Origin of the sequence: Paenibacillus sp. FSL E2-0190 (genome assembly GCF_037992965.1) — a bacterium.
Classification (GTDB): Bacteria; Bacillota; Bacilli; order Paenibacillales; family Paenibacillaceae; genus Paenibacillus_AQ; species Paenibacillus_AQ odorifer.
The window spans coordinates 879,710-893,859 of record NZ_CP150306.1 but is presented as its reverse complement, the minus strand read 5'-3'; the positions used below and the strand labels follow the sequence as shown (position 1 = coordinate 893,859).

At 40.7% G+C, this 14,150-nt stretch carries 12 protein-coding genes; 3 read left to right on the top strand and 9 right to left on the bottom strand.

The genetic code is table 11. The features are described from left to right. Window positions 1-115 precede the first annotated feature (115 nt). Window positions 116-1,813: a PucR family transcriptional regulator gene (locus NST25_RS03850; protein ID WP_076305179.1), complete on the top strand. Its 1,698-nt coding sequence runs from the start codon at window positions 116-118 to the stop codon at window positions 1,811-1,813. A 57-nt stretch (window positions 1,814-1,870) separates the two neighbouring features. Here NST25_RS03850 and NST25_RS03845 read toward each other — a convergent pair whose 3' ends face one another. The 8 genes from NST25_RS03845 to NST25_RS03810 form a co-directional block, all read right to left on the bottom strand. Next, window positions 1,871-2,527 (bottom strand): SprT family zinc-dependent metalloprotease, encoded by a 657-nt coding sequence (locus tag NST25_RS03845; protein WP_038574107.1) that lies wholly within the window; start codon window positions 2,525-2,527, stop codon window positions 1,871-1,873. 80 nt (window positions 2,528-2,607) lie between these two features. Further along, entirely contained in the window at window positions 2,608-3,981 is a 1,374-nt protein-coding gene (locus NST25_RS03840) for a hypothetical protein (RefSeq protein ID WP_340393358.1), read from the bottom strand. Window positions 3,982-4,146: 165 nt separating this feature from the next. Continuing rightward, a complete protein-coding gene (locus NST25_RS03835) occupies window positions 4,147-6,054 on the bottom strand; it encodes a flagellin (RefSeq protein WP_340011932.1) in 1,908 nt (635 codons plus the stop codon). A gap of 203 nt (window positions 6,055-6,257) precedes the next feature. Beyond that, a complete protein-coding gene (gene bshB2, locus NST25_RS03830; protein WP_038574105.1) occupies window positions 6,258-6,911 on the bottom strand; it encodes a bacillithiol biosynthesis deacetylase BshB2 in 654 nt (217 codons plus the stop codon). A gap of 23 nt (window positions 6,912-6,934) precedes the next feature. Beyond that, window positions 6,935-7,279, bottom strand: a complete 345-nt coding sequence (locus tag NST25_RS03825) for a YojF family protein (protein WP_076128602.1) — start codon at window positions 7,277-7,279, stop codon at window positions 6,935-6,937. Between the two features lie 232 nt (window positions 7,280-7,511). Beyond that, window positions 7,512-9,392, bottom strand: coding sequence for a PAS domain S-box protein (locus NST25_RS03820; protein WP_076276980.1), 1,881 nt, complete (start codon window positions 9,390-9,392; stop codon window positions 7,512-7,514). Between the two features lie 112 nt (window positions 9,393-9,504). Next, window positions 9,505-11,202, bottom strand: coding sequence for a hypothetical protein (locus tag NST25_RS03815; RefSeq protein WP_340393357.1), 1,698 nt, complete (start codon window positions 11,200-11,202; stop codon window positions 9,505-9,507). A gap of 240 nt (window positions 11,203-11,442) precedes the next feature. After that, window positions 11,443-11,892 carry a VOC family protein gene (locus NST25_RS03810; RefSeq protein ID WP_076185108.1) on the bottom strand — a complete coding sequence of 150 codons (450 nt, stop codon included), beginning with the start codon at window positions 11,890-11,892 and terminating at the stop codon, window positions 11,443-11,445. Between the two features lie 100 nt (window positions 11,893-11,992). On the opposite strand from NST25_RS03810, the gene NST25_RS03805 reads away from it, so the two are divergent. Continuing rightward, the gene (locus tag NST25_RS03805) at window positions 11,993-12,931 is read left to right on the top strand and encodes a YafY family protein (RefSeq protein ID WP_339246444.1); all 939 of its coding nucleotides are present in this window, start codon (window positions 11,993-11,995) and stop codon (window positions 12,929-12,931) included. 44 nt (window positions 12,932-12,975) lie between these two features. On the opposite strand, the gene NST25_RS03800 is transcribed toward NST25_RS03805, so the two are convergent. Then, on the bottom strand, window positions 12,976-13,413 hold the full coding sequence (locus NST25_RS03800) for an Lrp/AsnC family transcriptional regulator (RefSeq protein ID WP_076185110.1): 438 nt from the start codon (window positions 13,411-13,413) through the stop codon (window positions 12,976-12,978). A 138-nt stretch (window positions 13,414-13,551) separates the two neighbouring features. Here NST25_RS03800 and NST25_RS03795 point away from each other — a divergent pair, with 138 nt between their 5' ends. Continuing rightward, window positions 13,552-14,136 (top strand): carbonic anhydrase, encoded by a 585-nt coding sequence (locus NST25_RS03795; protein ID WP_076185111.1) that lies wholly within the window; start codon window positions 13,552-13,554, stop codon window positions 14,134-14,136. Window positions 14,137-14,150 lie beyond the last annotated feature (14 nt).

Genomic DNA, 14,150 nt, shown 5'->3' with positions numbered 1-14,150 from the left:
CTGACACCCTTATTGTAGTCCTCCGTACACTGGGGGTCATCATACAAGAACACTAAAAACAACAAGTAATCACTATGCACATTGCACAATGGGCGAAGATGAGAGGTGTGAATTGATGCTAACGATAAAAGATATCTTACAAATCAAATCCATCGAAGGCATAAAGATCGTTGCGGGGCATTCTGGCCTAAACAATCAAATCTCCGTAGTTAATATCATCGAGAATCCGGACGTATTTGACTGGCTGACCTCGAACGAGCTGCTTTTATCCACCGGATATATCTTCAAAGACAGCACGGAGCTGCAGAACAAATTCATTCATGAGCTGGTGGAGAATAACTGTGCAGGACTCTGCATCAAAATGAAGCGATATTTCGATGCTATCCCGCAGAATATGATCGAGCTTGCTGATAAGCATGGACTCCCGCTACTGGAGCTCCCTTTTGAATACACCTTGTCCAGAGTCATTGCGATCATTAACGAAAAGACCAACGCGGATTACGATGCTGTGAACCGACGCTCGCTCGACCTTCATAATGCGCTGTTCAAAATCGCACTCGAAGGAGGCGGTATTGAGCAAATATCGGCGGAATTGTCCGACACGATCCATAACCCTGTTCTTATATTAGATAGAGACTGGAACCTACTCTGCTATACAGATCATAAGGATAACCCATCTCCACTTCAGGAATTCCTGCCACTGGTGAAGAACAGGCCAGTTTTTCCACCAGAGTTCACGGTAGCTTTTCCAAAGTATATTACTGAAATCAAAAAATCCATCAAACGCACCTACTATTCTCAGGGACAGCCGTACAAGTGCTGCATTATGCCGGTTTCTGTATCCAGTAACGCTTACGCGTATATCGTCGTTCTGCAAACGGTACGCAAGCTGGTTGAATTTGACTACACCGCATTAGAGCATGTATCCACGATGCTTGCACTGGACCGGATCAAAGCCAAGGAAATCGAAGAGGTAAAGCATAAAATTAGGCAGGACTTCTTCGACGACTTATTAGCTGGCAATATTACTTCAACAGAAACACTGCATTCCCTATCTGCTATGCATGGGCTTAAAGTTAACTATGCGTATTACTGTACAGTTATCCATATTGAAGCTACACAGCTGGAAAACTACACGGACATGGTTTATAGAAAATACGAAATGGAGCATATGGTCAAAAAATGTGTCAATTTGATCTATGGCTTGTCCAGTAATGCAGGTGGAGAGCTAATCTGTTACTATCGCAATCAGCAAATCATCATCTTGATCGGAAAAAATGAAAATAAACCGCCAATTTCCGTAAGCGATACGAAAGCCTTTGCTCAAGAGGTGCTGCAGTTGCTGGCTCAGGAAATGACTAAAAATCATTTTCTCATCGGCATTGGCAGTCAGTATAAGACACTTGCTTCGCTCCATCGAAGCTTCTTCGAGGCCCAAGAAGCTATGCGGCTCATGCAGCGGTTTAATAAAGACAGCCGGAGCATTGCTCACTTCGAGGATTATTCTGTCTATCATTTTTTGGATTCCAATATTAAGCCTACGGAAATGGAGACATTCTTTAACAAAGTTCTGGGAGGCATCCATGAACATGACCAGACGATGAACACGAGATTCATGTCTACCTTGGAGTATTATTTTATGTACAATCAGAATGTAACCGAAGCCGCCAAAGCGATGTTTATTCACCGCAACACCTTTATTTACCGGATTGATAAAATCAAAGATTTGCTAAATATAGATCTGAAAAACTCAGATGAGCTATTCGAGATTCAACTGGCACTTAACCTCTATCGATTGCTGCAAAGGGGTTAAAATAACGAAGGGTATTCCCGGCAACCATTACTCTAGTTGCACTGGAATACCCTTTTTTCATAACGTCATAGCCCGTCCATATCTTGCTAAATATTCTTCCTTCTCCTTATAATCCGGCATTAGGCTTCCAACCCGTCGCCAAAAGGAGCGATCATGGTTCATATGCAGCAAATGACATAACTCATGGATGATCACATAATCGATAACCTCCACGGGAGCCATGGCCAGACGATAGTTAAAGGTTAGCTTTTTATCGGAGCTGCAGCTTCCCCATTTGGTCCTGGACTCTACAATCTCGATACTCTTAGGTTTTACTCTAAGCTGCGTCTGGTACCTAGTGATCCGCTCTCCTATAAGCTTCTTGCAGCTAGAGAAATAGAACTTTTTCAGCTTTAACTGAAGTTGTTCTTCACTTAGCTCCGCTGTCTCTATAAGCTCATGCAGAGAATAATATTTGCCTAGATACAGGAACTTTCCTTCATCTTCGTACGCTCTGATCATCTTTGGCGTTTCACGAGCCGCTTCGAGACTTTGCAGCTTCTCCACAATCATTTTTCCATTACGCTCAACCACACTTTTAATCGTCTCTTCAGATGTTTTCTTAGGTACCTTGAGTGTTATGCGCCCTGACGAATCTATATGAATGGAGATTTTTTTCCCGTTTCCATATTGAACATTAAACTCGATCACCTGATTGTCGTAATCAATCTTCATACCCACCATCGTTTCTATAAGATTATTCGCAATAAAAAAGAAGAACGCACCTAGGCGTTCTCCTATTTTAACACGATTCCTCAATACACCGGATATCCCGCTACAAACATTGCCAAGTACAGTATACTACCCACAACAGATATAACAGTGAGTGCAACATCCTTCGGCTTTTCATTAGTGAGCGCAACGGCAGCAAAAGCTAGCGGAAATGCAACAAGCAAATAACGCGGGGCTGACAGCAGCCAGGTAGCTCCCACTACGAAAGCAAAATACACGATAAAATAAGCAGTGTAGGATGGCCGTAGTTTTCTTGCTCCCATAAACATGATAATTAGTGCTGAGAATATAGCGATTAAATTAGGCAGCCACATGCCGAGAAAAGAACGGCTATCTCCACTTTTAAAGGTGCCCACCGCATATTCCATCTGATATCTTACGGTATCGAAAAAGAGATAGAACTTCTGTGACCAATGCTCCCTCTGGTAAATACTGAACTGAAAAGCATTTCCCGTAACATAGTAGTTGATGTAAAGATAAGCCAGTAAACCCATCGATATGATAGCAAGACAGCCAATGGCGGTGGTCAGTTTATGTATAAACGCTTTTTTATCTAGTAATTTATAATTCCCGATAAGTTCCCGTGCAAATTCAATCGCAACCGGTACAATCAACAGCACCCCTGGAGAACGCGTATACGCTGCAAGTGCACCGCATAAACATCCGATGAGCCATTCTTTTTTTCTCACAAAATATAAACACAACAGCGATAAGGCCAGAAATAGAGATTCGGTCATAGGAATAAAGAAAAAGAACGCAGCCGGAAATATAAAAATATACTTTACTAATCGCATAGCACTCTTTCGATGCATGTCTAGTGCGGCAAGCTCATAGGCGACCAAGGCAGCAACAAGCGAGCAAATATTAGAAACGATGAATCCAGCGACGAGATAATTCCCTACGAATACCTGAACTACTTTAATTAGATTTGGAAAAAAAGGAAAAAATACAATATGGTATTTCGGATCTCCCTCCGTCACATACCAATTCTCCGCGATGCCCAAATAATGTGAAGCGTCGATTCCTGATATATGCCAGGTCTCAGCTATTTTGTTAAACAAACCACCGGAATAGCCATTCTGTATGATCAAAAATATATAACCGATAATCATAAGCAAAATTCGACTAGCCACTACCCAGCCGATAATATATAGCCAAGCCTGCTTTCTGTCCCGTATTTTATTTTCCAGAGTTACTTCAGGTGCTGGATTTGTCAGAACAAAATCTGTCAAAACAGGTATAGTGCGGAGTCCCATTAATACAAAAAGTACGAAACAGGCCACGGAAGCAAGGGTACCCATCATAGACCAACTAGTGGTCGAGTTTACCCAGAAAATAGCCGTCACCATCATAATGAACATGAAGATGAAGGAAATGATTTTGTCGTGCTTTTTCATTTGAACCTCCAAAGATAAATTCTTACAATAATCTAGTTAAAAAAGGAAAATATTACGCATAGAAATATAATAGTCTCTGGAAATTTTTTTGTAAATCATTTCTTAGATCATCATAGATTCTAAAAAAAGCCTATGCACTGAAATGCATAGACTGTATGTATAGCCCTATTTTAACAACTCTAACACGCCTTGAGGCTGTTGATTAGCTTGAGCCAACATCGCTTGCGATGCTTGAGATAAGACATTGTATTTGGTAAGCTTCATCATTTCCTTTGCCATATCCGCATCTCTTATTCGTGATTCAGCTGCTGTTAAGTTTACTTCGTAATTGGTTAGGTTATTATGGATATGTTCTAATGCATTTTGATACGCGCCGTACATTGAACGCCTGGATGAAACGGTATTTATAGCTTTGTCTATTTTCGAAATCGCTAATTCGGCACCTTGTCTAGTTGAAAGATCTATATCCGCAATTCCCAGAGCAGTAGTTCTAGCATCTGTTAATTTAACAGCGAAGTTATTCCCAGAGTTTGCTCCCACCTGAAGATTTACTGTTTTGTAATCATATGTGGTACCAGGGTTTGATCCGTAAGATACATTGAAATTGGTTATCCCAGTTGTAGTTGAAAAAGTGTAACTTCCGTCATCATTACTAATAATGTTATTTAGTCTATCCGTAGAGCCCCCACCATTTAGATTAACATTAGCCAATTCATTACCCTGTGGATCAAAGATGGAAAGACGATAATTATTATCTACTATTCCTCCAACGATGTAATTCCCATCTTTCATTTCTGTAATGCTTGTAAGTTGACTGGAGTTGGAAGTTTCATTTGAGATATTCTTCTCCCACAATACGTTTCCACTACTGTCTAGTTTATAGATTAATCCACTAGTTTTAGTAGAGTCGTTATAAGAACCAACAATTATGGCCCCTCCATCACTGGTTGCGATGGCCCGGTAACCTTCATCATCCCCAGCAGCACCGACTCGTGTGTCCCATAACGGATTTAAGTTACTATCATATTTCACAACCCAGCTTGACTTATCGGTATAAGAACCGTTTAGTTGGAGACTTGATGAACCAATAGCCAAATAACCGCCGTCAGCAGTTTCAATAATAGAATTAAATTCTTCGCTTCCATAGCCAACAGGATTGGATTGTGAAGAACCCACTATCGAGGTGGATTGTTGCACACCACTACTATTAAATTTAGCCATAAGGCCATCCCAATTTTGAATACCGGAACCCGTCCCTGCCACAATAAAGGAACCGTCACTAGTCTCAATTACTTCATTCCCCATAATGGAGTAGACACCAGATACCCCTGTACTCCACTGCTCATTCAAATTCGCATCCCATTTAATTATATTTATCCTTTGATCGGAAATTGCCCCTGCTGAGAAATCATTTCCTAATAAAATATAACCACCATCACTAGATTCCTTAATACTATACACATCCATATTAGGAATTGCTTGTGACCAAACCAGATTACCCATACTATCTAATTTGAAGGGATTATTACCGGGAATTCTTATTCCGACGTAACCTCCATCTGAAGTCTTAGATAAATCTCTGGCAGGTATGTTAGCGGTCCAGTTCGTACTTATATTGCCCTGTACTGGGGTAATATTCGTGTTTACTTCGAGGTCATTATTCAATAAATGAATTCCATTAAATTGAGTGTTATTAGCAATATCATTTATCCCAAGCTTTATCTGCTCAACTTCTTTTTGAATCAATGTTCGATCAAAATTTGTTAAGGTATCATTTGAAGCCTGTATTGCAAGCTCCCGTAATCTTAGCAGATTAGGATCTTGTATAGTTCCAAGTCCACTCTCAGCAGTCTGAATTAGTGAAATACCATCCTGTGTATTCCTTGCTGCCTGAGACAATCCACGAATCTGTGCTCTCATTTTCTCAGAAATTGCTAATCCTGCAGCATCATCTGCCGCTATATTTATCCGAAGTCCAGAAGATAACCTCTCTAGTGAACTTGTAATAGATTTATTATTTTTATTTAATCTGTTCAAACTATTTAAAGACGTGATGTTGTGACCGATTCGCATTTAATCACCTTTCAATTGTTAGTATCTTCTATATCGGATAGTCCTTAGTAATTTTTTAGGTCAAATTACCCGTGTCTTAAGGCCTCGCCTTAAATTCCCACCGTCCCCCGCTGAAAAGTTGAATATTCACATACAAAAACGGCGATCTATCACCGGTTAAGCACCGACAACAGATCACCGCTAAAATTCTGACTAGATCATTATCATTCAAACGGATAAATCCAGAAATGTTCTGTTCCAAAACGAGCTTGGATCTCTTTATCATTTAAAGGTTTGCTGCCCAACAGCTCAGCAGCTTGGAATTGGGAACGATGCGCCTGAATGGACGCCATCTTGTGCTTGAGGAAATCTCTCACATCATTGATAACCTTTGGCTCCCCAATCTCTACAATATTATTAGCAAAAGCTATACAGTGAACAGGAGGTCTTTCTTCCTTCGGAAGTCTTGCAACGGTTCGGATCACTGCGGCTCCAGTAGCATCGTGATCAGGATGAACGCTGTACCCAGGATAGAAAGTGATGATCAGCGAAGGTTTAAGCTCTTTCAAGAGCGCATCAATCTGCCCATCGAGCAAGACTTGATCTTCGAATTCTATCGTCTTGTCGTGAAAACCAAGCATTCTTAAATCCTGTATGCCAATAGCCTCGCAGGATTCCTCCAGCTCCTTCTTACGTATTTCCGGGAGGGTTACCCGATTCGCAAAGGGCGGGATGCCCATATTTCGGCCCATTTCTCCAAGCGTTAGGCATGCGTAGGTAACTTGGGTCCCATTTTGTATATGTTTGGCAAGGGTACCTGATATACCGAAGGCCTCATCATCCGGATGTGGCAAAATAACAAGAATATGTTTTTCCACAGAACTCTTCATCTCCTCTTCCATTAGAACGGCTCTCGGCTTAATTGTAACGATACGATCAGTTTGCCTTGAGCATCATGTCCAGCCATAATCAATCTGCCTGTCTCACTCTCTTCATAGTGAGTTAGCCCTTCCGAGTAAACCCAGCCCTGCGACATTTTTAAGCCGACCCGATAAGGACCGTTGCCGGAAATCGAACCATGGGAATATCGAATAACAGCATTGGTAATAAAAGTAGCGGCTGGATGCTTCGAACTATCTAAATGGGCAGCGTAGGCTCCCGTTGTCATCTCAAGATGGATATACAGATCCTGATCTTTAAGCAGGTCGATCCTATCTTGTACTTCTGATTGATTGATTAGCTGCAATGTTGCGCCTCCGTCTCTGACTGAATATATACATACAAAAAATAAGATCCATACCTTATAGAAGGACGGATCTGTTATATGATAAGCGGGTCCGTATTTCTTTTCAAAGTATAACGTGCAATGCTATGTAATTCAATGGATAGAGCGATCCCCTCCAAGTGAACAGTAATGGACTGGCTTTTTACTGTTCACCTGAAGGGGATAATATCACTGAGAGGTTATGCTGTTTATATTAGATCACAAACTGATCTAACATCTTTATGATGACTTCACGCTTTACAGGCTTGCTGATATACTCGTCCATTCCGGCAGCTAGACAATTTTCACGGTCACCCTTCAAAGCATTAGCCGTGACCGCGATGATGGGCGGACATTTCTCTTGATGCTCATCTCTTAACATCTTCATAGCCTCTATACCGTTCATAATGGGCATGTGAAGATCCAATAAAATAAGATCAAAGGGTTCTTTCCGTGCTGCTTCAACCGCATCTATGCCGTTTGTGACGGCGATAACACTGTGACCCATTTTTTCGAGTATTTTGGTCAGCACTAGCGCATTGATAGAGTTGTCTTCAGCAAGTAAAATTCTTGCCTCACGTGCGGTATGAAGCTTGTTAATGTTAGCCTCTTGGCTAGGAATTACCACTGATTTCTTGGGCCTGATTGTGAAGGTAACCGACGTACCGCTCTTGCCGTCACTCTCCGCATAGATCTCACCACCCATCATTTCGACAATTCTGCGGCTGATGGCAAGGCCAAGACCCGTGCCTTCATGTCTCCGCATCATAAAGCTATCCACCTGCTCAAACGGTTCAAAAATATCAGTAAGTCGATCAGGATCAATTCCAATGCCAGTATCGGTTACCGTAAAGGCCAGCAGGAAGGGATCATCCTTTACAAGCCTCACTTTTACCGATATGCTGCCCGCGGGTGTGAATTTCACAGCATTCCCTAGCAGGTTCAAGAACACCTGCTTCAAGCGTTCCTCGTCACCGTAAATAAAGTCAGGAACGTCATGATTTATGATGCTGGTGAGCTCCAGATGTTTTTGTTCAGCTTTTATTGCAATAACAGAAAAGCTGTCCTTGAGGCAAGTTCGCAGATCGAATGTATCCTCTTGTAGCTCGCTGCGGCCTGCCTCAATTTTTGAAAGATCAAGAATATCATTGATTATATTGAGCAGGATTCCTCCGCTTTTGCGAATGATTTCTACATATTCACGTTGTTCTTCATTAAGCTCTGTTTCAAGCAGAATATCAGTCATGCCGATCACCCCGTTCATGGGAGTGCGAATTTCATGACTCATCATAGCCAGGAACTCACTTTTAGCTCTATTCGTGGATTCTGCGGCTTCCTTAGCTAGCGACAATTGCCTTTGCTCGGAAATGTCCTTGCATATAAGGTAAAATCCGATATTATGATTGTTCACATAAATGGGTGCAATGCTGGTGAGCACTTCAACGACTTCGCTGTCCTTAGTGACAAGCTTATTGATATACTGCTCAACTGTATTATCGTAAAGGGCTCTTTCCAGAATGCGCTGGACATTCTCTTCTCCAATCAGACTCGCAAGCTTCATCCCGATCAACTCGGACTCGATGGCATAGCCCGTTATCTTTTCCGCCATACTATTGGTGTTAATGATTCGACCGTCAAGGTCAAAAGAAATGACGGCGTCATGGTTATATTTTTTAAGCGACGTATACCGTTCAACAGACTCCTGAAGGCGTTGCTCGGATTCCTTTTGCTTTGTAATGTTAACGATTTGGCAAATGAAGTATGCTGGCTGGTTCGACTCGTCGCTGAATAGGTGGAGCGTGAGCTGTCCCCAAATATAATCTCCATTTTTTGTGATAAACTGCTTTTCCATCTGCACTTCTGTTTCCTCACCCAAAACTGCTTTTAAATCATGAAGGTTGCCGAAATCCTCGGGGTGAGAAAGGTCTTCTAACCGCATACCCTCAAACTCTTCAGTGGAATAACCAAAAGTCTGCTCAAAGGCCGGGTTTACGGTCAGAATCAAACCATTTGGCGATAAAAGGGCGATCCCAAAGGAGGCGTGATTAATCACCTGTTGGTTGAATTGTTCCTGGTTTAGATTTACGCGATGCATAGCGACCTCCATGGATGATGTGATTTTTGCGTGAAAAAATAGACCTTCTATTTAGAAGGTCCTATTTATAGCTTATAGTCTAATTTACCCACTTTGTTATTAATTGAATCCGTTAATTTAACGGGATCGAATAGAACACTCTGGATCCCTTATTGTTCGTATACCAAATGATTTTGTCCCCACTAATAATAGGACTGCACTCTGATAAGGCAAAATGCTTGATCGTTTGGATGTCGCTAGTAGCTTTTCCCGCTCCATCTATAAGAACATATTTCAGATCACCCGGATGATTCTCTTTATCAAACTCCTGCCACAGCACCATCATTTTATCGTCTGTGATTTTTACTAGTTTAGGGATGGATGCGATCAGGTTCGTGCCTACATATTTAGCCAAGGTAATGTGATTCACCGAAGTACTGCTCAGGTTGGACTTGGGCAACACACTAAGTATGACATCCCTTTGGTCCGTTTCTAAACCCACCATCTCAAAAGATGTATACTCTTTGACTAGGGAATGATCTACCGAATTCATAGCGACTATATAGTTCGCCGGGGACATCTCAAATCCGCCTATAGAAACACCCGTCGCGTTCGCTCCGATTTTGCCGGGAATATTAAATAAATCCACTTCGTTATAACTGGCTCCGTCTCCTTTATTCAGAACAATCGAACGGGGATAAGCGTCGCCATGATCGACTAGAACATGCGCAGTACCATCAAACAATACATATTGGTCAAAAGAGTGACTGACATGATTCTTCTGGAATCTTCCCAAATCATTGGTCACGGTCATGGTTTTAGTATTTACAATAATGGTAAGCTGGGATTGATGATTTAATTTATCTTCTGTCGTGTATCGTGTACGTGAAGTGTGAAATACAAGCGTATCTCCAGCTTCAGCCATCCTGCCGGAGCCTGAATCAAAAGGGCTAACGGTATAGCTCTCCCCACCCTTTATGGAGACACTGTCTACTCTATTGAAGCTTTTATCATAACGGACAATACGAATGACTTCCTTGCTATCATTCTCTTCGCGGTTCTCTTGGCCAAAAGCAATATAGTTATACTTCTCCCCACTAAAGAATCCACCAAACACCGGAAGCTCAAAAGGAATGCTCTTATTGCCTGTTAGTTCGTACTTCTCATTGTACGTTTCAATCGTAAACTCTTTGTTCGCCTCAATAACACTTACAGTCCCATCCTTATTATTCACAAGATAAGAAGAGGCCGTACTTTTCCATCTAGGAAAATAAGAAGATTCCGCATTACTCTCAGCTACAGCCGCCGTCTTTACCCGGTAAGCATGATCTGGGATTTTGGAGAATAACGATATGCGATCAGACTGAACGTCAAATTCAATATCGAACGGAATTTTACCCGCCAAATCTCTCAACTGGAAATAATTGTTATCATCAATATTGTACGCCGTAATAGACTGCAACTGTCCATTGACCAGCACCTTAGAATTTGAAAGCGTAGCTGCATAATTTCTATTGCGGCTATAATAGTTACTTGTTGTTTTCTTTTCGGGCGTATAAGCTTGTCCAGTTATGATCTCAATCGCATTGTTCGCTTTATTCCAAGTGATATCAAACTGGCTGCTCGTTCCCGAGAAATACTCTGCCAAATCGCGTAGTCTGAAATAATTGTTATTCGATATATTGAACCCATTCAGGTTCCGCTGTTCTCCATCAAAATATGTACTGCTCTCGGTTACCTTAGCCTTCACCGTATTGCTCGCAAAGGTTGTAGTGCCGAGTGCTGGTGTAACCAGTAATAACATCAGCAATATACTAAAAATCCTCTTCATCCGTCTTTCCTCCATTAGATATAATCATTAGCTATTATATTTATCGGTAATTTGCTGTGCCGCCTTAATTTTGAAATGAACGTAAAAAGCACAATCTGCACAGTCTCGCGATCTGCGTTCTATCGTTTGGTTGGGACAACCCGTCTCTCAAGAAAAAAGCCGGCCAAACTCAGGACAATACACCTGAAATTTAGTCGGCTGAATATTAAACTTAGTTTGTTTTAGAAGCAGGAAGCTTTTTTAATGTAATCTTTCATCAAACATGAGTTGGATTTGAATACCAAAGGGATCTTCAATGATACCGTAGGCTTTACTAAACACATTGCTAGATAACGGAGCAATAATTTTCACGCGCTCGTCTGTGATTAAGCTTTTATAAAAACCTTCAATCCCCTCTAAGTCAGCACTTTGAATACATAATGAAGTGTTATTGCCCACTGTATATTTCTCATTCGTATTCATTGTATCTTCTGCTATCATTATTTTTGTTTTTCCGATTAACAGGACAGAGTGAGTAATATAATCCTTATTTTCATCCGTAAGCTGTATGGAGCTGTCACGCTCTGCTAGTTGTTGATAGGTAACACGTAACAATTCATCTGCATCAAAATGCTTCTTGTAAAATTCTATAGCTTCCTTAGCTCTTCCATTCATCGATAAAAAAATAGCTACTTCTAGGGTTGTACTCATAGTATAAATCTCTCCTTTTTATATATTTGATATCTGGCCTTAAACTTATTATCCTATATAAAGGCATCAAAACATGACACCTTTATAAGGAGTTTTATATATGAAAAAATCAGAACGGTTAAATGACATGATGAGGTACTTAAACAATCGAGAATTCTTTAATTTAAGTGATCTCATGGATAAATACGCTATTTCAAAAAGTACAGCTCTACGCGATATTAGTTCATTAGAACAATTAGGTATGCCTATTTTCGCGGAACATGGAAGACACGGACGTTATGGACTTTTAAAAAACAGATTGTTATCCCCTATTATTTTCACGATAGATGAAGTCTATGCGCTGTATTTTGCCATGCTGACATTAGAATCTTATCAATCTACACCCTTTCATTTAAGTGTTAACAAGCTAAACGAAAAGTTTGAGCACTGTCTATCGAGTACACAAATCAACCAGATTCACAAAATGAAAAAGGTCCTGCAATTCGAAATGTATCAGCATAAGCATGTCAGCCGTTTTTTAGATAAAATCCTAGCAAGTATTCTAAATGAGAGTGCCTGTAACATTGAATATACAAAAGAAAACCAAACAAAACGCTACCCTGTTCAATTCTTTAGGATTTCCGCTAAGTTTGGTCAATGGTATGCCACTGGAATAGAGCTTACGACGAATACATATAGAGTTTTTAGATGTGATCGAATAACCTTCATTGAAGAAAAGGAAAACAAAACTCGTTATTCTATAGAAGAACTTCTTAGTCGTTCATTAGAAATCTATCAGTCTGCGAAAAGTATTGACTTTGAAGTTGGGATTGCGGAACAAGCAAAGGATATTTTTTATAAAGAACATTATCCTTCTATGGAAATAGAGGTGGGTCCGAAAACAGTCATTAAGGGATTCTATAATCCAGGTGAAGAGGATTTCTTGGCTAATTATTTTATGCGATATGGTCATGCTGTTACATCCGTGAAACCTGAAGCCTTAAAACAAATGATTCAGAATAGAATAGAGAATCTCTTACATCATTATCAAAAATTATAAATTGGAAAAAAAAGAGGGGTCTACGCCCCTCTTTTTTGTATGGATTAAGATTTTATTTTTCCGATGGATAGACTCACTCGATAATTCCCATGATTCAAAAGTTGAGCCAGAAATGCCTCAAGCTCCTCATTAGAAGCAAAATGTCCGGTTAATACATAACATCCTTCTCCGCTAATTCGATGCACTTCGGTAATAGCATCCTCTGCCATCACGAACTTCTGAAATAAAGGATGATTGGCTGATTCCACAAAAAATGTAATAAAGGCTGTGATAGACAGACCTAGCTTTGCTTTATTAGTAACGATCGTATATTGCTCGATAACCCCCAAATCTTCTAAACGCCTAATGCGATTTCCGACCGCTTGGCCGGTCATATGTATCTTTTGGCCAATGTCCTTCCACTGAATTCTGGAGTTTTCTCTTAGTAATGCTAGTATCGCAAAATCGATATGATCAAAAATAAAAATCAATCCTTTCGTCATGAAAGCAAATGGACATATAGCGTTTCGCCAACTTATTCAGCATTTAAGCATGAATATCTATACTTAGTTATATCCTGATTCACTAGTTAGTAGCCATTGAAACAGTGATAACTAAAACACTTCAAAGGAGGCCCAAGAATGCTATTACAAGAAATTTTGGAGTATAACGATCAGTTCGTAGAAGACAAGGAGTATCTACCTTATGAGGGAACGAAATTCCCTAAAAAACGCATGATTGTCGTAACATGCATGGATGCTCGACTGATTGAGCTGCTGCCTAAAGCCCTAAACATACACAATGGGGATGCCAAAGTCATCAAAACAGCAGGTGGAACGATTACCCATGCATTTGGAAGCATCATGCGCAGTATCGTAACGGCTGTCTACGAACTGAATGCGGAAGAAATTTATATCATCGGTCACCACAATTGTGGCATGAGTCAAAGCAACCCTGAAGGAACACTTCAAAAAATAATGGATCGCGGAGTCGCGACACCAGAAATTCTTTCTTCACTTGAATATGCAGGTATCGATCTTCATAAATGGTTGTTCGGCTTTACGAATGTCGTAGATTCGATTAGAGGAAACATAGATCTGGTGCGTAATCATCCGCTCATTCCGAAAGAGGTAGCTGTTCATGGTCTGGTGATTGCACCAGACACTGGTAAACTCGATCTGATTGTAAATGGATATGAACAAGTAACAGGCCACGACAAGCACTAAGCGATACTCATTAT

Bases quoted from the DNA above. Each gene is read 5' to 3' on its own strand.
- NST25_RS03850 (WP_076305179.1), top strand. From the start codon at position 116: ATGCTAACGATAAAAGATATCTTACAAATCAAATCCATCGAAGGCATA.
- NST25_RS03845 (WP_038574107.1), bottom strand. From the start codon at position 2,527: ATGAAGATTGATTACGACAATCAGGTGATCGAGTTTAATGTTCAATAT.
- NST25_RS03840 (WP_340393358.1), bottom strand. From the start codon at position 3,981: ATGAAAAAGCACGACAAAATCATTTCCTTCATCTTCATGTTCATTATG.
- NST25_RS03835 (WP_340011932.1), bottom strand. From the start codon at position 6,054: ATGCGAATCGGTCACAACATCACGTCTTTAAATAGTTTGAACAGATTA.
- NST25_RS03820 (WP_076276980.1), bottom strand. From the start codon at position 9,392: ATGCATCGCGTAAATCTAAACCAGGAACAATTCAACCAACAGGTGATT.
- NST25_RS03815 (WP_340393357.1), bottom strand. From the start codon at position 11,202: ATGAAGAGGATTTTTAGTATATTGCTGATGTTATTACTGGTTACACCA.
- NST25_RS03810 (WP_076185108.1), bottom strand. From the start codon at position 11,892: ATGAGTACAACCCTAGAAGTAGCTATTTTTTTATCGATGAATGGAAGA.
- NST25_RS03805 (WP_339246444.1), top strand. From the start codon at position 11,993: ATGAAAAAATCAGAACGGTTAAATGACATGATGAGGTACTTAAACAAT.
- NST25_RS03800 (WP_076185110.1), bottom strand. From the start codon at position 13,413: ATGACGAAAGGATTGATTTTTATTTTTGATCATATCGATTTTGCGATA.
- NST25_RS03795 (WP_076185111.1), top strand. From the start codon at position 13,552: ATGCTATTACAAGAAATTTTGGAGTATAACGATCAGTTCGTAGAAGAC.